General features: G+C 67.9%; 18 protein-coding genes. 12 read left to right on the forward strand and 6 right to left on the reverse strand.

The window, feature by feature from the left end:
• Positions 1 to 5 precede the first annotated feature (5 nt).
• Positions 6 to 1046 carry a class I SAM-dependent methyltransferase gene (locus CLM73_RS12285; RefSeq protein WP_105238676.1) on the reverse strand — a complete coding sequence of 347 codons (1041 nt, stop codon included), beginning with the start codon at positions 1044 to 1046 and terminating at the stop codon, positions 6 to 8.
• A gap of 118 nt (positions 1047 to 1164) precedes the next feature.
• Here CLM73_RS12285 and CLM73_RS12290 point away from each other — a divergent pair, with 118 nt between their 5' ends.
• Positions 1165 to 2085, forward strand: a complete 921-nt coding sequence (locus tag CLM73_RS12290; protein ID WP_105238677.1) for a helix-turn-helix domain-containing protein — start codon at positions 1165 to 1167, stop codon at positions 2083 to 2085.
• A 12-nt stretch (positions 2086 to 2097) separates the two neighbouring features.
• On the opposite strand, the gene CLM73_RS12295 is transcribed toward CLM73_RS12290, so the two are convergent.
• Complete coding sequence (locus CLM73_RS12295) at positions 2098 to 2526, reverse strand: VOC family protein (protein ID WP_105238678.1); 429 nt, start codon at positions 2524 to 2526, stop codon at positions 2098 to 2100.
• Between the two features lie 102 nt (positions 2527 to 2628).
• Between CLM73_RS12295 and CLM73_RS12300 the strand changes: the two genes are divergently transcribed.
• The 11 genes from CLM73_RS12300 to CLM73_RS12350 all read left to right on the forward strand — a co-directional run bounded on the left by CLM73_RS12300 (position 2629) and on the right by CLM73_RS12350 (position 11252).
• Positions 2629 to 2973, forward strand: a complete 345-nt coding sequence (locus CLM73_RS12300) for a GFA family protein (RefSeq protein ID WP_105238679.1) — start codon at positions 2629 to 2631, stop codon at positions 2971 to 2973.
• An 88-nt stretch (positions 2974 to 3061) separates the two neighbouring features.
• Entirely contained in the window at positions 3062 to 3469 is a 408-nt protein-coding gene (locus CLM73_RS12305; RefSeq protein WP_105238680.1) for a carboxymuconolactone decarboxylase family protein, read from the forward strand.
• A 13-nt stretch (positions 3470 to 3482) separates the two neighbouring features.
• On the forward strand, positions 3483 to 4094 hold the full coding sequence (locus tag CLM73_RS12310) for an LON peptidase substrate-binding domain-containing protein (RefSeq protein WP_105238681.1): 612 nt from the start codon (positions 3483 to 3485) through the stop codon (positions 4092 to 4094).
• 27 nt (positions 4095 to 4121) lie between these two features.
• Positions 4122 to 5030, forward strand: coding sequence for a hypothetical protein (locus CLM73_RS12315; protein WP_105238682.1), 909 nt, complete (start codon positions 4122 to 4124; stop codon positions 5028 to 5030).
• A 157-nt stretch (positions 5031 to 5187) separates the two neighbouring features.
• Positions 5188 to 5868 (forward strand): RraA family protein, encoded by a 681-nt coding sequence (locus tag CLM73_RS12320; protein ID WP_105238683.1) that lies wholly within the window; start codon positions 5188 to 5190, stop codon positions 5866 to 5868.
• A complete protein-coding gene (locus CLM73_RS12325) occupies positions 5865 to 7067 on the forward strand; it encodes an aminotransferase class I/II-fold pyridoxal phosphate-dependent enzyme (RefSeq protein WP_105238684.1) in 1203 nt (400 codons plus the stop codon). The genes CLM73_RS12320 and CLM73_RS12325 overlap by 4 nt, the downstream gene beginning before the upstream one ends.
• Before the next feature lie 73 nt (positions 7068 to 7140).
• Positions 7141 to 7962, forward strand: coding sequence for an ABC transporter substrate-binding protein (locus tag CLM73_RS12330; protein WP_056560583.1), 822 nt, complete (start codon positions 7141 to 7143; stop codon positions 7960 to 7962).
• A gap of 123 nt (positions 7963 to 8085) precedes the next feature.
• Positions 8086 to 8775, forward strand: a complete 690-nt coding sequence (locus tag CLM73_RS12335) for an amino acid ABC transporter permease (RefSeq protein ID WP_056560585.1) — start codon at positions 8086 to 8088, stop codon at positions 8773 to 8775.
• The gene (locus CLM73_RS12340) at positions 8768 to 9457 is read left to right on the forward strand and encodes an amino acid ABC transporter permease (RefSeq protein WP_105241489.1); all 690 of its coding nucleotides are present in this window, start codon (positions 8768 to 8770) and stop codon (positions 9455 to 9457) included. The genes CLM73_RS12335 and CLM73_RS12340 overlap by 8 nt, the downstream gene beginning before the upstream one ends.
• A 12-nt stretch (positions 9458 to 9469) precedes the next feature.
• Positions 9470 to 10204 carry an amino acid ABC transporter ATP-binding protein gene (locus tag CLM73_RS12345; RefSeq protein WP_105238685.1) on the forward strand — a complete coding sequence of 245 codons (735 nt, stop codon included), beginning with the start codon at positions 9470 to 9472 and terminating at the stop codon, positions 10202 to 10204.
• Between the two features lie 25 nt (positions 10205 to 10229).
• On the forward strand, positions 10230 to 11252 hold the full coding sequence (locus CLM73_RS12350) for a LysR family transcriptional regulator (protein WP_418904937.1): 1023 nt from the start codon (positions 10230 to 10232) through the stop codon (positions 11250 to 11252).
• On the opposite strand, the gene CLM73_RS12355 is transcribed toward CLM73_RS12350, so the two are convergent.
• The 4 genes from CLM73_RS12355 to imuA form a co-directional block, all read right to left on the reverse strand.
• Positions 11249 to 11632 (reverse strand): I78 family peptidase inhibitor, encoded by a 384-nt coding sequence (locus CLM73_RS12355; RefSeq protein WP_105238687.1) that lies wholly within the window; start codon positions 11630 to 11632, stop codon positions 11249 to 11251. The genes CLM73_RS12350 and CLM73_RS12355 overlap by 4 nt on opposite strands.
• A 120-nt stretch (positions 11633 to 11752) precedes the next feature.
• Positions 11753 to 15022 (reverse strand): error-prone DNA polymerase, encoded by a 3270-nt coding sequence (locus CLM73_RS12360; protein WP_199778288.1) that lies wholly within the window; start codon positions 15020 to 15022, stop codon positions 11753 to 11755.
• 1 nt (position 15023) lies between these two features.
• Positions 15024 to 16493 carry a Y-family DNA polymerase gene (locus CLM73_RS12365; protein WP_105238688.1) on the reverse strand — a complete coding sequence of 490 codons (1470 nt, stop codon included), beginning with the start codon at positions 16491 to 16493 and terminating at the stop codon, positions 15024 to 15026.
• Positions 16423 to 17127, reverse strand: coding sequence for a translesion DNA synthesis-associated protein ImuA (gene imuA, locus CLM73_RS12370; protein ID WP_105238689.1), 705 nt, complete (start codon positions 17125 to 17127; stop codon positions 16423 to 16425). Before imuA ends, CLM73_RS12365 begins: the two co-directional genes overlap by 71 nt.
• Positions 17128 to 17136: the final 9 nt, after the last annotated feature.

Consider the following 17136-nt stretch of genomic DNA (forward strand, 5'->3'; position numbering starts at 1 on the left):
TTGGTTTAGATTCGGGCCTCGATCCGCGGCCGGCGCGCGGCCAGCACGCGCAAGGGCGCCATGGGAAAGGCCGGCGCATCGAAGCCGCTCACGTCCGTAAAACCTGCGTCGAGCAGCATCCGGTTCAGGTCTCCGTGGCGCGTCACCCGCCTGCCCAGCAGCATCATGGGCAGATAGAACGCCATCACGCGGGCGGCCGCAAGCGCGTCGGCCGGGACTTCGGCATGGGCCATCACCAGCAGCCCGCCGGGCGCCAGCGCGTCGCGCATCTTGCGCAGCACGGCCACCGCGTCCGGCACGAAATGCAGCACGGACGAGCACCAGATCAGGTCGTAGTCCTGGCCGATGGGATCACGCGCCAGGTCGCCGCCCAGCACCGCCATGCGGGCGGACAGCCCGGCGCGTTCGATGTTTTCCTGCGCCACGGCGGCAGCCTCGGGCCAGTCGAAGACGACGCCGGTGGCTTGGTCGTGGGCTTGCACGAGGTCGATGCCGATCAGCCCAGGCCCGCCGCCCAGATCCAGGATGCGCCGGGCTTGCGCCGCGCCGGGCACGCAGCGAATCGCTTCACGCGCCGCCGCCACCGCCATCGCGCGCTGTTCCTGCGCAATCTGCACGCGCGCGGCCTCGGCCCAGCCTTTGGCGTCGGTCTGCACATAGGGATCGGGCGCGGGGCCGTCCGGATTCAGGAGTTCGGCCAACTGATCGCCCACATGCGCCAGCGAACGCCGCCGGTGGCGCCACGCGTCCGCGCAATAGCCGGGCTGATCTTTGCAGAAATGCTGGCGGGTGTGCGCCTGGCAGACGTAGCGCGCGGGCGTGCCGTCGATGCGATGCAACAGGTCCAGGCTCCACAGCATGTCGAGCAGGCTCGCGGTCTGCCACGGCCGCAGGCCCAGCGCGTCGGCCGCCTGCGCGGCGCTCGCGGGCTCGATCAATCGTTCGAACACGCCAAATTGCAAGGCGGCGTCCAGGGCCGCGGCCTGTACCGGCGCGGCGGCAAGGTTCCAATAAGGTTGCAGCGGATGGGTTTGGTCTGAATGCATGAGTCTTCCTGATCGGGCGGCCGCCATCGGATCGCGGCCGTTCCACGATGGTATTGCCGGATGAGAACTACTATCATTTGATCTTGTATGCATTCCGGATTCATTTGTATTGAAAACCATGGTCACCCGGATTTCCTCAACGCTTGCCACGCCAGCCGGCACGCCGCGGGCCGGCTGGCGGCGTCATGCGCTGCCCGCCGATCTTGGCGCCTGCCATACCGACCGGCTCGACCTCGAAGACGGTCTGACGCTGGTGCATTCGCACTACGCGCCCACGCGCGATCTGATTGAGGAGAGCGCCGCGGGACATGATGGCCGGATGCTGGCCATCACGCTCGCCATGCAGGGCGTGTCGTCGTTCCAGGGCGCGGACGGCGCCGGCCTGGAGTTCCGCGGCGGCCGCACGACGGTGGCCGCGTTCTCGCGCGGCGCCGGCGAGCGCCGCTATCTGGCCGGCTGCACGGTGTCGCAACTGCGGCTGCTGGTCGGCGAACGCGTGCTGCGGCGCTATGCGGGCGACGAACGCGCGCGGACGCTGCTGGGCGAAGGCGGCGTGCGTTGCCTGCAGCAAGGGCAAACCAGTGCCGGCCTTGCCGCGGCGGGCGCCGAACTGGCGGACGGCGGCGACCCCTTGGACACGCACATCCGCGCGCTGACGCTGCTGTCGCGGCAATTGCGCGCGCTGGCGCCCGCGCCGCAGCCGGGCCGTTTCAGCGACGCCGACGAGGCGCGGCTGGAAGCGGCGCACACGCTGATGCGTGAGCAGATGGATCGCGACCTGACCGTGCAGTACCTCTGCATGGCCACCGGCTTGAATGAATTCAAGCTGAAGGAAGGATTCCGCAGGCGGTACGGCACCAGTCCCCACCGGCTGCTGACCGAACTGCGCATGCAGCGCGCCTGGGCGTTGCTGGAGACCGGCTGCCAGGTTGCGCAGGCCGCATATCGCGTCGGGTATCGCCATCCGGCCAACTTCAGCGCGGCGTTCACACGCTTTTATGGCCGCCCGCCCAAATCCGTCTTTGGCCCGCGCGGCTGAGCGCCGGGATGATCAGTGGGTCATGCGGCCGCCGCTTACCATCCAGCGCGTGCCATACCGGTCGACCAGCGCACCGTAGGCTTCTGCCCAGAACGTCTTTTGCAACGGCATCGTGACGCTGCCGCCCTCGGCCAGATGGTCGAACACGCGGTGCGCGTCCGAGACGGTGGGATACACCAGCGCCAGCGCCACCCCCCGGTTGCCGGGGTAGGGATGGCCGGCGGTGGCATCGCTGCCCAGCAAGGTCTGTTCGTCCAGCGTCAGGCGGGCGTACATGATGCGCCCGGCGTCCTCGTCCGAGAGCACCGGCATGGCGGCATCGGGCGGCGCATCGGCGTAGCGGATCAGCGCATCCAGGCGGCCGCCCAGCACGCGTTCGTAGAAGCGCATGGCCTCGGCGCAATTGCCGTCAAAACTGAGATACGCGGATAACTGGGGCATGATGGCTCCGTGCGGGGTGGTATGCGGTGCGTCCGCATGGCCAAGGCGGGCGGCGCAAGCCTATGATGGGAGTCTGATCCGTTAACGGCCGGGAGACAATCAATGCAACTAGGAAGCTGCCACTGCGGACAAATCGCCTATGAAGTCGATGGCGATGTGTCCCAGGTGCTGGAATGCAATTGCTCGCACTGCAGCCGCAAGGGCTATCTGCTGTGGTTCGTGCCGCGCGCGGCCTTGCGCATCACATCGTCCACCGAGGCCATGTCCACGTACACCTTCAACAAGCACGTGATTTCGCACCATTTCTGTTCCAACTGCGGCTGTGCGCCATTCGGCTTTGGCGTGGGCGCCGAAGGCAAGGAGACCGCGGCGGTCAACGTGCGTTGCCTGCAAGACGTGGATCTGACCGCGCTGACCCGCATTCCGTACGACGGCCGCAACACCTGACTGGCCGGCTGCGGCCCATGATAGGGCAAAGCGGGGCCGCCGCGGCACAGCGGGGCCGTAACGCGTTTTTTCACAATGGAGAGGGACAATGAGCACGGTAAGGCTCCTGAGCGATGACGAGATCCGCAGAAATCCCGAGGCATGGGCAGTGTTCGAGGACATCCGCGCCACGCGCAAATCGGACTTCGTCAACAATTTCTGGCGGGCGCTGGCCAACGATCCGCCGCGGATGCGCAGCGTCTGGGAGCAGCTCAAGACAGTGATGATGGCCGAGGGCGAGCTGTCGCCGCTGGTGCGCGAAATGATCTACATCGCGGTGTCCACCGCCAATGGCTGCTCGTATTGCGTCCACTCCCACACGGCCTCGGCCCGAGCCAAGGGCATGACCGATGGCCAGCACGCCGAACTGCTCGCGGTGATGGCGATGGCGTCGCAGACCAATGCGCTGGCGACGGCGCTGCAGGTGCCGGTGGACGATGCCTTCCACGTGAAATGACCAGGAGGCGGCCATGTCGCTGATTCCTTTGTTTCCGCTTTCCAATGCACTGTTTCCCGCGGGGGTGGTGCATTTGCGCATCTTCGAGGTGCGCTACCTGGACATGATCCGCCGCAGCATCGCCGACGATACCGAGTTCGGTATCGTGGGCCTGTTGGCCGGCAGCGAGGTCCGCTCGCCCGAAGGCGTCGAGACGCTGTCGCCCGTGGGCACCATGGCGCGGGTCGAAACCTGGGAGGCGCCCATGCCGGCATTGCTGGAAATCCGGTGCCGGGGCGCCTCGCGCTTTCGGCTGCGGTCCAGCGAGGTGGCAAAATACGGCCTTTGGATGGGTGAGGCCGAGCCCATCGCCGATGACCCGCCCACGCCCGTGCCCGCAACCATGCAGGCCAGCGCCGATGCGCTGGGCCGGCTGGTGGCGCAGTGGCAGCAGGACGGCGTGCCCGCCGAAAGAATGCCGCTGGCCCCGCCGTTCCGACTGGACGATTGCGGCTGGGTGGCAAACCGCTGGTGCGAACTGCTACCGCTGCCCCCGGACGACAAGGCAACGCTGCTGGCCCTGACCGATCCCGTGGCGCGCCTGGCGGCCATCCAGGACGTGCTGCGCGGGCAGGGGCTGGCGTAGGGCGCGGCCCGACTTTATTTGGACACCATGGAAATCAGAGTAGACGAAGGCCTGCGCGCCTATATAGACCCGCTGACCGAGGACGAACACGCCGCGCTGGAGCGCAGCCTGCTGGCCGAAGGCTGCCGCGACGCCCTCGTGCTGTGGGGCGACCTGCTGGTCGACGGCCACAACCGCTACGCGCTGTGCCGCAAGCACAACATCCCGTTCCAGACCATCCAGAATCCGCACTTCAAGTCCATCGAGGACGTGCATCTGTGGATGATCGAAAACCACCTGGGCCGTCGCAGCGTGTCGGACTTCCAGCGGGGCGTGCTGGCGCTGCGCAAGAAGGAAATCCTGCTGGCGCGCACCGGTCCGGAAGAGGGCGCGGCTGCGGGTGACGGGGCGCCTGAAGGCTCGCAGGCGGACAGTTCCGCCACGGACGATTCCCCGCCCTGGGACGAGGACGCGCCCGGGGCCAGCGCCGCGCCGATGCGCGGTCATGCCAATCCGGACTGGAAACCGGCCGTCCCCAGCCGCCAGGCCCTGGCGCGCGCCGCCCGCATCAGCAGCAATACGCTCGGGCAAATCGAAAAGATCCAGAAGTCCGCGGCGCCGGAACTGGTGCGCGCGGTAAAGGAAGGCGCCATCTCCATCAACGCCGCAGCCGCCGTGGCGTCGCTGCCGGCCGAACGGCAGGCCGCCGCCGTTGCCGGCGGACGCAAGGAACTGCAGCAGGCCGCCCGCGAGGTCCGCCAGGCCAAGGCGCCGCCGCCGCGCGAGGCGCCGCCCGAAGAGCCCATTGAAGACATCGCGGACATGCCGGCCGAGATCGCGCGGCTGCGTCAATTGCTGGCCAAGCTGACCGACGAGCGCGATCAGCTCAAGAAGAAGGTCATGCACCTGACGGTCGCGTTGTCCGAGGCGCGCGGTGCGTCGGGCGGGGATGACTGACCGTTGATGCAGGAATAAGGGATAACCCTTAAACCGCGTAATCCACGAAAAAAATTCGTGGATCGCTGGGAATTTATATCGTTTTGAGGAAAGGCTTGCGCGGCTTTGTAATGCAGGTTCGCTTCAACGCTTCCTGCATTCACACCTGACTTTCCTTATGAATCCCATCGGTTATCGCATTCTTTCCCGGCCCGAGCCGGCCGTCGCCGCTGACGTGCTGGCCGGTTTCGCCAGCATCGGCTCGGCCCAGATCAGCGACTGCATGAATCGCCTGTACGGCGTGTCGGGCCTGCGTCCGCTGCATAACGGCGCGCGCCGCACGGTAGGCGTGGCCCTCACCGTCAAGACCCGTCCGGGCGACAACCTGATGATCCACAAGGCGATTTCGCTGGGCGGCGCGGGTGACGTGATCGTTGTGGACGGCTCGGGCGACACCAGCAACGCGCTGGTGGGCGAACTGATGATGATGGACGCGCAGTCGCGCGGCATCGAGGGCTTTGTGATCGACGGCGCGGTGCGCGATGCGGACGTGTTCGCCCAGGGCGAATTCGGCTGCTTTGCCCGCGACGTGTCGCACAAGGGCCCCTACAAGGACGGCCCGGGCGAGATCAACGTGCCCGTGTCGGTCGGCGGCCAGGTGGTCAACCCCGGCGACGTGGTCGTGGGCGATGCCGACGGCGTGGTGGTGATCCCCGCCGAACACGCCAGCGCCGTGCTGGCGTTGGCCCTGAAGAAAGAAGCCGACGAAGCCGTGGCCAAGGAAAAGCTGCGCGCTGGCACGTACACCAAGCCGTGGCTGGAAAAGACGCTGGCGGAAAAGACGGGGGCGGCCAAATGAGCATCGTTGCCGACCGCATCAAGCGCATCAAGCTGTCGCCCAGCGTCGCCGCGCGCGCCATCATTGCCGAACTGCGCGAGCAGGGCCGCCGCATCATCGACCTGACCATTGGCGAACCGGACTTCTCGACGCCCGAACACATCCGCCAGGCCGCCACCGCCGCCATGAACCGCGGCGAAACCAAGTACCCGCCGGCGCAGGGCACGGTTGCCCTGCGCAAGGCCGCGGCCGCCCATCTGCTGGAAGCGACCGGCGTGGAATACCCGGCGTCGCGCGTCATCGTCAGCACCGGCGCCAAGCAGGTGATCTTCAACGGCCTGGCCGCGACGCTGAACGATGGCGACGAAGTGCTGATTCCCGCACCGTTCTGGGTGTCGTATCCGGACATGGTCCTGGTCAACGGCGGCGTGCCGGTGGCCGTGGAAACGTCACCCGCCACCGATTACAAGGTAACGCCCGACGCGCTGGAACGCGCCATCACGCCGCGCACCAAGTGGCTGATGATGAATGCCCCCAGCAACCCGACGGGATCGGTCTACACCGCGGACGAGCTGCGCGGCCTGACCGAGGTCCTTGCGCGTCATCCGCACGTCTGGCTGATGACCGACGACATCTACGCGCGCCTGAACTTCACCGGCGAGCCGACGGTGCATCCGCTGCAAGTGGCGCCGGAACTGGCCGCGCGCACGCTGGTCGTCAATGGCGTGTCCAAGGCCTATGCCATGACGGGCTGGCGCATCGGTTACGGCGCCGGTCCCGACGAACTGATCAAGGCGATGGCGATTCTGCAGTCGCAAAGCACGTCGGGCGCCTCGTCGGTCAGCCAGGCGGCCGCGCTGGAAGCCCTGACGGGTCCGCAGGACTGCGTTGTTGAATTCGCCAAGGTGTTCCGCGAACGCCGCGACCTGGCGATCGCTGAATTGTCCGGCGCGCCGGGCCTGGACATCGTCGTGCCGCAGGGCGCGTTCTATGTCTTTCCGGACTGCTCGGGCCTCTTGGGCAAGCAGACGCCCGCTGGCGACGTGATCGCCAGCGACACGGACCTCACGCATTACCTGCTGCGCGAAGCCGGCGTGGCGGTCATCGACGGCCATGCCTACGGCGCGCCCGGCACCTTCCGGTTGTCGTTTGCGGCATCGCTGGACGATATCCGGCAGGGATGCGCCGCCATCCGCGAGGCCTGCGCCAAGCTGGCCTGACGGCCACGCTTTCGCACCGATACGGCGTCATCGCCAGTCTGTACACCTAACAACCATTCAAGGGGAATGAACCATGAAGCGTCACACTCTCTTCGCCGCCTGCCTGGGCCTGGCTTCGCTGGCCGCGGGCGGACTTGCCCACGCCGATCAGCTTGACGACATCAAGGCGCGCGGCGAGCTGGTTTGCGGCACGCTGGGCACGTCGCAGCCGTTCAGCTTCCAGGACGGCGCGACGCGCCAACTGGTGGGCTATGACGTGGACGTGTGCAAGCTCGTCGCCGACAAGCTGGGCGTCAAGGTCAACTACAAGCTGCTGTCGGTGGCGGCGCGCGTGCCGGAACTGAACGAAGGGCGCGTGGACATCCTGGCGGCCAACCTGGGCTATTCGCCCGACCGCGCGCAGCAGATTTCCTTCAGCCACGCGTACTACGTCAGCCCGCAAAAGCTGATGGTGCGCAAGGATTCGGGCCTGGACTCGATCGAAGCCCTGAACGGCCGCCGCATCGGCGCCACCAAGGGTTCCAGCTCCGAGCGCGAGATCAAGCGCATTCTCGACAAGTCGCAGGTCATTGGCTATGGCGACAGCTCGGCCACGTACCTGGCGCTGCAGCAGAAGAAGGTGGACGCGCAGTTTGCCTCCGAGCTGGTGCTGGCGCGCCTGGTGCTGCAAAGCCCGCCCACCGCGCCGGTCAGCGTCATTGCCAAGGCGGTGTTCGATGAACCGTGGGGCCTTGGCGTGCGCAAGTCCGAGCCGCGTTTCCTGGAAACGGTGAATCAGGCGCTGGACGAGGCCGAAACCTCGGGCGCGGCGGCCAAGCTGTTCGACAAGTGGTTTGGCCCCGACACCCCCTACAAGCTGGAGCGCGGCTTCAAGATCGGCCCGATCGCCGGCTAAGGGGCCGACCCGAGCGCTGCCGTTCGCCAGTTCCCATCACGGCTTCCCGCGTCTTGCAAGGCGATGCGCGGGAAGCCGTGATGCTTGGCGTTGCGCGCCCGAACGCAGGAGATTGACAGGTTTATGAGCTTTCTAGACGCTTCCCAATACCAGCTGCTGCTCAGCGGCATGGCGGTCACCGTGCAACTGTTCCTGGTTGCATGGGTCATGGCGTTTTCCATCGCGGTGACGCTGGTGGTGGTGCGCGCCACCAATCTGGCGCCGTGCCGCTGGCTGGTCGACGCCTATGTGGAATACCACCGCAACGTGCCGCTGCTCGTGCAGGTGCTGTTCTGGTACTTCGGCATGCCTGAGCTGCTGCCCGAAGGGTTCCGGATGTGGCTGTACGCGCACAACGCCGAAATGTCGCTGGCCGCGATCGCGCTGGCGCTGGGTTCGGCCGCCTACATTGCCGAAGACATCCGCAGCGGTCTGCGCGCCATTCCCGGCACGCAGTTCGAGGCCGCCCGCGCGCTGGGCGCCAGCTATCTGCAATGCATGCGCTTCGTCATCGTGCCGCAGGCGCTGCGCATTTCCATTCCGCCGCTGGTCGGCCGCGCGCTGCTGCTCTTCAAGAACACCAGCGTGGCCATGGCGATCGGCGTGATGGAGCTGACCTACCAGGCGCGGGAAATCGAAAACGAGACCTACCGCACCTTCGCCACCTTCGGCGCGGCGACGATCATGTACCTGCTGGGATCGTTCCTGATCATGGCGCTCGGATCGCGCATCTACGCCCGTTATCGTCTGAACCGCGGAGGCCATGGTGCTTGATCTCCTGATGCAATACTGGCCCACGCTGCTCGTGGGCCAATACCCCAACGGCCCGCTGGGCGGACTGGCGCTGACGCTGATCCTGGCTGCGCTCGGCCTGGCAATGTCCCTGCCGCTGGCGCTCCTGGTCGCGCTGGCCCGGGTAAGCCCCTACGGGTGGCTGCGCTCGGCCAGCAAGGTGCTGGTCAATGTGGTGCGCGGCATGCCGCTGCTGATGCTGATCTTCTGGGCGTACTTCGTGGTGCCCAAGATCACGGGCCAGGTGGTCAGCGGCTTCTGGACGCTGATCTTCGCCCTGGTGGTGTATGAAAGCGCGTACCTGTCCGAGGTGATCCGCTCCGGCATCGAGGCGGTGCCGCGCGGCCAGATCGAAGCCTCGCGCTCGCTGGGCGTGGGGTACTGGACGACGATGCGCAAGGTGGTGCTGCCGCAGGCGCTGTTCAACGTGCTGCCCAGCATGACCAGCCAGTTCGTGTCCACCATCAAGGAAACCTCGCTGGGCTACGTCATCAGCGTCAACGAACTGACTTTTGCCGCCAACCAGGTCAACAACCTGGTGCTGACCCAGCCGCTGCAGGTGTTCGGCATTCTGGCCATCATCTACTTCATCGTGTGCTTCAGCCTGAGCCGCGGTTTGAGCTGGCTGGACCTGCGCATCCGCCGCACGCGGGCCATGGCTTAAAGGAACAAAAACATGATCAAACTCGAGAAAGTGAACAAGTGGTACGGCGAGCATCATGTGCTCAAGGATCTGGACCTGTCGGTCGCGCGCGGCGAAGTGCTGGTGGTGTGCGGGCCGTCGGGGTCCGGCAAGTCCACGATGATCCGCACGATCAATCGCCTGGAACCCATCGAAAAGGGCCGCATCCTGATCGATGGCGCGGACATCTACGGCAAGGGCGCCAACCTGAACGCGCTGCGCCAGAAGATCGGCTTCGTGTTCCAGCAGTTCAACCTCTTCCCGCACATGAGCGTGCTGGAAAACGTGATCTTCGCGCCCGTGAACATCCGCAAGCAGCCGCGCAAGGAAGCGGTGGAACTGGCGCGCAGCCTGCTCGACCGCGTGGGGCTGGCCCACAAGATCGATGCCTATCCGGGATCGCTGTCCGGCGGGCAGCAGCAGCGCGTGGCGATCGCGCGCGCGTTGGCCCTGCAGCCGCCCGTGATGCTGTTCGATGAGCCGACCAGCGCACTCGATCCGGAAATGGTGGGCGAGGTGCTTCAGGTGATGAAGGGCCTGGCCAAGGACGGCATGACGATGGTGTGCGTGACGCACGAAATGGGCTTTGCGCGCGACGTGTGCGATCGCGTGGTGTTCATGGACGCGGGCGAAATCCTGGAGATGGATACGCCCGAGCGCTTCTTCAGCGCGCCGGCGCATCCGCGCGCGCAGCGCTTCCTGGCGGACATCCTGCATCCGCGGGGTTGATCCGGGCCGATCGGCCGCGGTGGTAATGTCTGGGGTTTCCATGCGCTTTTCTTCGACCGCGGCGATGTACACCCTCAAGCAACTGGAGGCCTTCTACTGGAGTTCCGAACTGGGCAGCTTCAGCGCGTCGTCGCGCAAGCTGCACACCACCCAATCGGCCGTGGCCAAACGGGTGGGGGAGCTCGAGGCCTTTGCCGGCTCGCCCCTGTTCGAGCGGCGCGCCAAGAAACTCCTGATGACCCCGCAGGGCCGCAAGCTGTTCGAATTGGCCAGCCAGATGCTGGAGCTGAACAGCCGGATCGTCCAGAACATGGCCGATCCGGCCAGCTTCGAAGGCGTGGTGCGCCTGGGCGTGACCGAACTGGTCGGCATGACCTGGCTGGCGGGGCTGATCAAGCAGATCAGCCAGCGCTACCCGCGCGTGCAATTGATGCCCGAGATCGATGGCGGCATCACCCTTTACGAGCGGTTGGAGCAGGACGAACTGGATCTGGCGATCATGCCGGGCCCGTTCTGGGGTTACCAGTACGATTGCACGCACCTGGGGGCGGTCACCAATGTCTGGATGGCCAGTCCGGCGCTGGACATCGATTTTTCCGCCGCGCTGACGCCGCAGGACCTGGCGCCGTATCCGGTGATTTCCCAGCCCACCAATTCGGCGCTATCGCACCTGTATGACGCGTGGTTCGCGGAGCAGGGGATGCCGGTCAAACGGGTGCTGACCTGCAACAGCCTGGGCATGATGGCCCAATTGACGATGCTGGGGTTGGGTATCAGCTATCTGCCGGGCGCGTACTTCGCGCCGCTGGTGGCCCGGGGGGCGCTGTGCCAGCTGAATGTGCAGCCGGACCTGCCGACCATCAACTACTACGCGGTGCACAAGAAGAACATCGTCAATCCGGTGGTATCCCGGGTGATCGACATTGCGCGCGAGGAATGCGCGTTCGAGGTGGCGGGGGCGTTTCTGCCCCATGTGCCGCCGGCGGCGCGGCCCATCGAGGCAGAAGGCGAGGGGCCGGACCAGGGTCCGGCCGAGGGGCGGATTTAACCGCAGCGGATCGCCGTCATCACATCCTTGTCGTCGACGATGAGGTTCAGGCGGGTGTTGTTGTATTCCATGGTGACAAGCTGGCCCGGGCGCAGCATGCGCGCGGTGGCGCTGCCGCTGCGCGTGCGCATGTCTTCCATGAGGGAGGGCGTGGCTTTCTGGCCGATCTGCGATTGCAGGGCGCCAGCATCGCAGCTCTTGCCGGTGCTGCTGCCGGGCATGGCCGAAGACGAACCGTAGGAAGCGCCGGCGCCGGTGCTCGATGAAGAGGACGCGCTCGAATCGCTGGAAGCCGGCGCGCTGGACGTGCGCGAACCACCGGTATTGGCGCACGCAGCCAGGCTGGCAACCAGCAGGAAGGGGATCAGCTTGCGGATCATGTAGGACTCCTTACAACGAGCGGACAAAAAGCCATGATAGACCAGCGGCGAGGCGCTGTGCTCAAGGTGCCGCGGGCGTGTGCAACCGGGCAACAGCGGCGGGCTGCTGGCCGCGCATCCTCAGTGGAAATCGCGGCTCTGCGATGTCAGCCCGCCCAGCAGGTCGGACATGTCGACCAGCCGCTGCGCGATCAGGTGGCGCACGCCGTCCACGCTTTGCCAGGATCCGAACACCCCCAGCAGGGTGGCGCCCAGCAGTTCGCGGCGCTGGCGTTCGATCAGTTCGGGCCGGACCACCACGTTGACCGGGCCGGTCTCGTCTTCGAGGGTCACGAAGATGACGCCCTTGGAGGTCTGGGGGCGCTGGCGCACGGTGACGATGCCGCAGGCGCGCGCGACGCGCTTGTTGGGATAGTCGTTCAGCACCGAGGCGGGCTGGAAGTTGCGTGCGGCCAGTTGGGGGCGCAGCAGCGATACGGGATGGCTGTGGAGGGTCAGGCCGACGCTGCGGTAGTCGGCGGCCACGGTCTGGCTCTCCGACGGGGCGGACAGTTGCGGGGCCTGGGCGTCCACGATTTCGGCGTCCCGCAGCAGGTCGCGGCTTTGCACGCTGGCCGCGGCCTCCCAGCTGGCCTGGCGCCGGTGGCCAGCCAGGGTGCGCAGCGCGTCGCCCGCGGCCAGCGCGTTCAGGTCGTGGCGGTTCAGGCCGGCGCGGCGGGCGAGGTCGGCGGTGTTGGCAAAGGGCGCGTCGGCCCGGGCGGCCTCGATGCGGCGGGCGGTGTCCTCGCGCATGCCCTGCAGCAGGCTGAGTCCCAGCCGCACGGCGGGGCGGGGCGTCGATACGCCCGACGTATCGACGCCCGACGCCTCTGCGGACGGTGCGTGGGGGTGAGGGCGGCGGCGGGCGCCCGGATGCCCGTCGGGCAGCGTTTCCAGCACGGAATCCCAGCCGCTCACCGTGACGTCCGCAGGCAGTACGCAGACGCCGTGGCGGCGCGCGTCCTGCACCAGTTGCGCGGGCGCGTAGAACCCCATGGGCTGGGAATTGAGCAGGGCGGCCAGAAAGGCTTCCGGTTCGTGGCGCTTGAGCCAGGAACTGGCATACGCCAACAGGGCGAAGCTGGCGGCATGGCTTTCCGGGAAGCCGTATTCGCCAAACCCTTCCACCTGGCGGAACAGGGCTTCGGCAAAATCCAGCGTGTAGCCGTGCGCCAGCAGCCCGCCCACCAGCTTGACGCGGAACTTGTCCACGCCGCCCTTGCGCCGCCAGGCCGCCATCGACCGGCGCAACTGGTCGGCCTCGCCGGGCGAGAAACCGGCGGCCACGACGGCGATCTGCATGACCTGTTCCTGGAAGATGGGCACGCCCATGGTGCGGCTGAGCACGCCGCGCACTTTTTCGCTGGGGTAGGTTTCGTCTTCCTTGCCCTGGCGCCGCCGCAGGTAGGGGTGGACCATGCCGCCCTGGATCGGTCCCGGGCGCACAATGGCCACCTGCACCACCAGGTCGTAGTATTCGCGCGGACGCAGGCGCGGCAGCATCGTCATCTGGGCGCGCGATTCGATCTGGAAGACGCCGATGGTGTCGGCGTCGCAGATCATGTCGTAGGTCGGGGTGTCGCCTTCGGGGATGTCCTGCAAGGCCAGCGGCTGGCCGCGGCGCTGGCTGGCCAGTTCAAGCGTGCGGCGCAGGGCCGACAGCATGCCCAGCGCCAGGACGTCGACCTTCAGCAGCTTCAGGGCGTCCAGGTCGTCCTTGTCCCATTGCACGACGCTGCGGTCTTCCATGGCGGCGTTCTCGATGGGCACCAGCCGCGAGAGCTTGCCGCGTGAAATGACGAAGCCGCCCGGATGCTGCGACAGATGGCGCGGAAAGCCCATCATGGTCTGCGCCAGCGATGCCCACTGGCGCGCCACCTGGGATTCCGGGTCCAGGCCGCAGGCGCCCAGCGTGCGCAGCATTTCCTTCTTGCCGTCCCACCATTGGTGGGCGCGGGCCACGGCGTCGATGACGCCCGGGTCCACGCCCAGCGCGCGCCCCGTATCGCGCAGCACGCTGCGCGGCCGGTACGAGATGACCACCGCCGTCAGGGCGGCGCGGTCACGGCCGTATTTGCCGTAGATGTACTGGATGACTTCTTCGCGGCGTTGGTGTTCGAAGTCGACGTCGATGTCGGGCGGCTCGTTGCGTTCCTTGCTGATGAAGCGTTCGAACAGGTTGTTGCCGCGTTGGGGGTCCACCGCCGTGATGCCCAGGCAATAGCACACGGCGGAGTTGGCGGCCGAGCCCCGGCCCTGGCACAGGATGCCGGCCTTGCGGGCGAACTGCACGATGTCGTAGACGGTCAGGAAGTAGGCCTCATAGTTGAGGTCCGCGATGAGCTCCAGTTCCTTGTCGATCTGCGCCGTGACGCTGTCGGGCACGCCCTGGGGAAAGCGCCGGTCCGCCCCGGCCAGCGCTTCCTGGCGCAGGTAGCTGGCCGGCGTGTGGCCGGGCGGCACGATCTCGTCGGGGTATTCGTAATGCAGCTCGTCCAGCGAAAACGTGCAGCGGCGAGCCACCGCCAGGGTCTGCGCCAGCGCCTCGGGCGGATACAGGCTGGCCAGCCGCATGCGGCTGCGCAGGTGCTGTTCGGCATTGCCCGAGAGTTCGTAGCCGCATTGCGACACCTGCTGGCGGGTGCGGATGCCGGTCAGCGTGTCGTGCAGCGGCTTGCGCGAGCGGACATGCATCTGCACCTGGCCGACCGCCACGATCGGCAGTTGCGAGGCCTGGGCCGCGTGCTCGACGGCGGCGCGATGCAGGTCGTCGCGCGACTGGTGCAGCAGGTTCAGCCCCACCCACGCGCGGCCCGGAAAGACGCGCGCCAGCCAGCGGGCCTGGTCGGCCATGCGGTCGGCGTCGGTGCCGTAGGCGGGCGTCAGGATGGCCAGGCATTCCGGCAGACTGCGCAGGTGCGCGTTGCCGGCCGGCGGATCGGCAAGGTCTTGCGGGGAAAGCCGGTACTCGCCCTTGGGCGCCCGGGTGCGGCCCAGCGTGATGAATTCCGACAGGTTGCCGTAGCCTTCGCGCGTCTGCGCCAGCAGGGTCAGGCCGAGCGGCGCGGCGTCGGGCGCGGCGCGCAGCTGGAACGTGGCGCCGACGATGAACGGCAGCTTGAGGGTCTTGGCTTCGGTGTGGGCCCGCACCACGCCCGCCAGCGAGCACTCGTCGGTCAGGGCCAGCGCGGCGTAGCCGAGCTCGGCGGCCCGCGCGGCCAGTTCCTCGGGGTGCGAGGCGCCTTGCAGGAACGAAAAATTGGACTGGCATTGCAGCTCGGCATAGCCGGGCAACTGGGCCAGGACCTCGGCCGGGTCCAGCGGATCGGGGGCGTCGTCGTCCATGCGCATGTCAGGCGTACAGTCCGTGCAGGAACCAGCGCGCGTCCTCGGCGTCGCGCTCGCGGTAGATCCAGTAGCGCGCGCCGGCCGCGTCTTCGGCGACGAAGTAATCGCGCACGGTCAGGGCGGGGTCCCACCAGCCGCTTTCGATGCGTTCGGGGCCGCGCATCAGGCGCAGCGCCTGGCCGGCGTAGTGGGGGCGATGACCCGACAGCTTGAGGGGCTGCGGGGTTTCCAGCAGCCAGAACGGGCGGTCGAGCAGCGGCGGCAGGGGGGCGGGACGTTCGGGCGCGGCCAGCGCGTCGCCCCACGCGTTGGCGGCTTCGGGACGGTGGTCGGCGGTGGGCTGGGCATGGCGCACCCGGTCGCGGCCCAGCCGCGCCGCCAGCAGGTCCAGCAGCCGCGCGTGGTCGGCGGCGGTGCCGCCCGGCTCGGGAAACAGCGTGGTGCTGGCGGCGGGCTGCTCGACGGTGTCGGGCGCGTGCAGCGTCACGGCGATGACGGGGGCTTCCAGCGTGAAGTGGTTGAGCTTTTCGCGCAGCAGATGCAGCAGCTGCTGCGCCTGCCAGATGGGCTGGGCCAGGGCCACTTCGAGTTCGGTGGGCGGGCGGGCGTGGCGGCCGCGTTCGTGGTCCATGCTGAGCACCACGCGCTGCACGGCCAGTTGCCGGGCGGTCAGCCAGCCGCCCAGCTGCTCGGCCAGCCGGCCCGCCACGGCCAGCACGGCGCTGGTGTTTTCCATATAGTCCATGAGCTCGATCCGCCGCGAAAACTGGTTGGGCGGTTCGAGCCAGCGGTAGAGTTCGGGCAACTGGCCGTAGGCGGCATCCAGCGCCTGCAGCAGGTCGGGCGCGCTGCGCCGCTGCAGGCCCGCGCGGGGCAGGGCGCGCAGGTGCGCCAGCGTGTGGCAGCCGATGTCGTCCAGCCAGTTGCGGCGGTCTTGCGCCTGGGGCAGCAGCGACAGCGGCAGGGCATCGAGCCGCCGCGCCAGGGTGGGCAGCTTCAGTGTGCGGCGGGGGACGCGCCGGCCGGCGCGCCGCGCCAGCAGCCAGGCGCCCTTGGCCGTGGGCGCCATGCCCAGCGACACCCGCAGATCCAGCGCCCGCAGCGTGGCGGCCACCCGGCGGCTCAGCGCCCGCGGCCCGCGGAAGAACATCAGGCTGGCGCCCACGTTCAGCAGCACGGTGTCGCCGTCGGCCAGGGCGATTTCGGGGGTGTACTGCAAGAGGGCCAGCGCCGCGCCCTGCAGGGCCTCGGCCTCGGCCAGCGCATTGCGGGGCAGCAGTTCCACGCCGGGGGCGATGGCCGCCGCGCCCGCGCGGCGCATGCCGGGCGTCACGCCGGCCTGGCGGGCGGCGGGTGTCAGGGCGGCGACCCGTTCCTGATCCAGAACGGCGAACGCCTCCTGTTCATGCGGCCAGTGCGGGCGTAGGGCGTCCAGCGGCAGGCAGCGCAGGTAGGCGGCGATCCAGAGGCGCATGGCGGGGCGAAGAGGGGGTAAGCGCGCCGGGCTCCAGGCCCACGTACAGCGGGGTGTCGCAGACAGGCCCCCGGCGCTTCAGGATATGGACGGACAGGCCGCCGGGCGCGGGCGCCAGCGCCAGCCGCAGGGCGGCGGGCGTGGCGGTCTGCGCGGCGCGGGACGGGCGCACGGCGATGAACAGCAGGTCGCTGGCCTGGGCGGCCAGATGCAGGCGGCGCAGGGATTCGGGGCGCACGTGGGGCAGCCAGCAGATCAGCGCGCCGCAACTGGCGTTTTTCAGGATCTGTTCGCTGGCCCACAGTGCATCGACCGGCTTTTCGGGCGCCACCCAGAGCAGTTGCCGGGGATCCAGCCGCCAGCTCATCCAGCTGGCGATGTGCGGCACGTGCGGCGGCTGCACCAGAGCGATGGGCCGCCGCGTTTCCAGTTGGGCCAGCGCGGGACGCAGCAGGCGGATTTCTCCGATGCCGGGATGGGGGGTGAGCAGTTCGACGAGCGATCCGAGCGGCCAGCCGTTATCCGGCAGCTCGGCCGACAGCGCCGCATGCCCGGTTGGCAGGGTGCGTGCGGCGCCTTTGGCCAACTGCGTGGCGCGCCACAACGCGGGATGGATGTGTTCGGGGGACTGCATGGCGAAAGC

It is taken from the genome of Achromobacter spanius (genome assembly GCF_002966795.1).
GTDB lineage: Bacteria > Pseudomonadota > Gammaproteobacteria > Burkholderiales > Burkholderiaceae_B > Achromobacter > Achromobacter spanius_D.

Excerpts from the sequence above, each read along its gene's own strand:
- CLM73_RS12310 (WP_105238681.1), top strand. The coding sequence starts at position 3,483 with ATGTCGCTGATTCCTTTGTTTCCGCTTTCCAATGCACTGTTTCCCGCG.
- CLM73_RS12350 (WP_418904937.1), top strand. The coding sequence starts at position 10,230 with ATGTCTGGGGTTTCCATGCGCTTTTCTTCGACCGCGGCGATGTACACC.
- CLM73_RS12295 (WP_105238678.1), bottom strand. The coding sequence starts at position 2,526 with ATGCCCCAGTTATCCGCGTATCTCAGTTTTGACGGCAATTGCGCCGAG.
- imuA (WP_105238689.1), bottom strand. The coding sequence starts at position 17,127 with ATGCAGTCCCCCGAACACATCCATCCCGCGTTGTGGCGCGCCACGCAG.
- CLM73_RS12345 (WP_105238685.1), top strand. The coding sequence starts at position 9,470 with ATGATCAAACTCGAGAAAGTGAACAAGTGGTACGGCGAGCATCATGTG.
- CLM73_RS12315 (WP_105238682.1), top strand. The coding sequence starts at position 4,122 with ATGGAAATCAGAGTAGACGAAGGCCTGCGCGCCTATATAGACCCGCTG.
- CLM73_RS12335 (WP_056560585.1), top strand. The coding sequence starts at position 8,086 with ATGAGCTTTCTAGACGCTTCCCAATACCAGCTGCTGCTCAGCGGCATG.
- CLM73_RS12305 (WP_105238680.1), top strand. The coding sequence starts at position 3,062 with ATGAGCACGGTAAGGCTCCTGAGCGATGACGAGATCCGCAGAAATCCC.
- CLM73_RS12330 (WP_056560583.1), top strand. The coding sequence starts at position 7,141 with ATGAAGCGTCACACTCTCTTCGCCGCCTGCCTGGGCCTGGCTTCGCTG.
- CLM73_RS12325 (WP_105238684.1), top strand. The coding sequence starts at position 5,865 with ATGAGCATCGTTGCCGACCGCATCAAGCGCATCAAGCTGTCGCCCAGC.
- CLM73_RS12365 (WP_105238688.1), bottom strand. The coding sequence starts at position 16,493 with ATGCGCCTCTGGATCGCCGCCTACCTGCGCTGCCTGCCGCTGGACGCC.
- CLM73_RS12355 (WP_105238687.1), bottom strand. The coding sequence starts at position 11,632 with ATGATCCGCAAGCTGATCCCCTTCCTGCTGGTTGCCAGCCTGGCTGCG.
- CLM73_RS12285 (WP_105238676.1), bottom strand. The coding sequence starts at position 1,046 with ATGCATTCAGACCAAACCCATCCGCTGCAACCTTATTGGAACCTTGCC.
- CLM73_RS12300 (WP_105238679.1), top strand. The coding sequence starts at position 2,629 with ATGCAACTAGGAAGCTGCCACTGCGGACAAATCGCCTATGAAGTCGAT.
- CLM73_RS12320 (WP_105238683.1), top strand. The coding sequence starts at position 5,188 with ATGAATCCCATCGGTTATCGCATTCTTTCCCGGCCCGAGCCGGCCGTC.
- CLM73_RS12290 (WP_105238677.1), top strand. The coding sequence starts at position 1,165 with ATGGTCACCCGGATTTCCTCAACGCTTGCCACGCCAGCCGGCACGCCG.
- CLM73_RS12360 (WP_199778288.1), bottom strand. The coding sequence starts at position 15,022 with ATGCGCATGGACGACGACGCCCCCGATCCGCTGGACCCGGCCGAGGTC.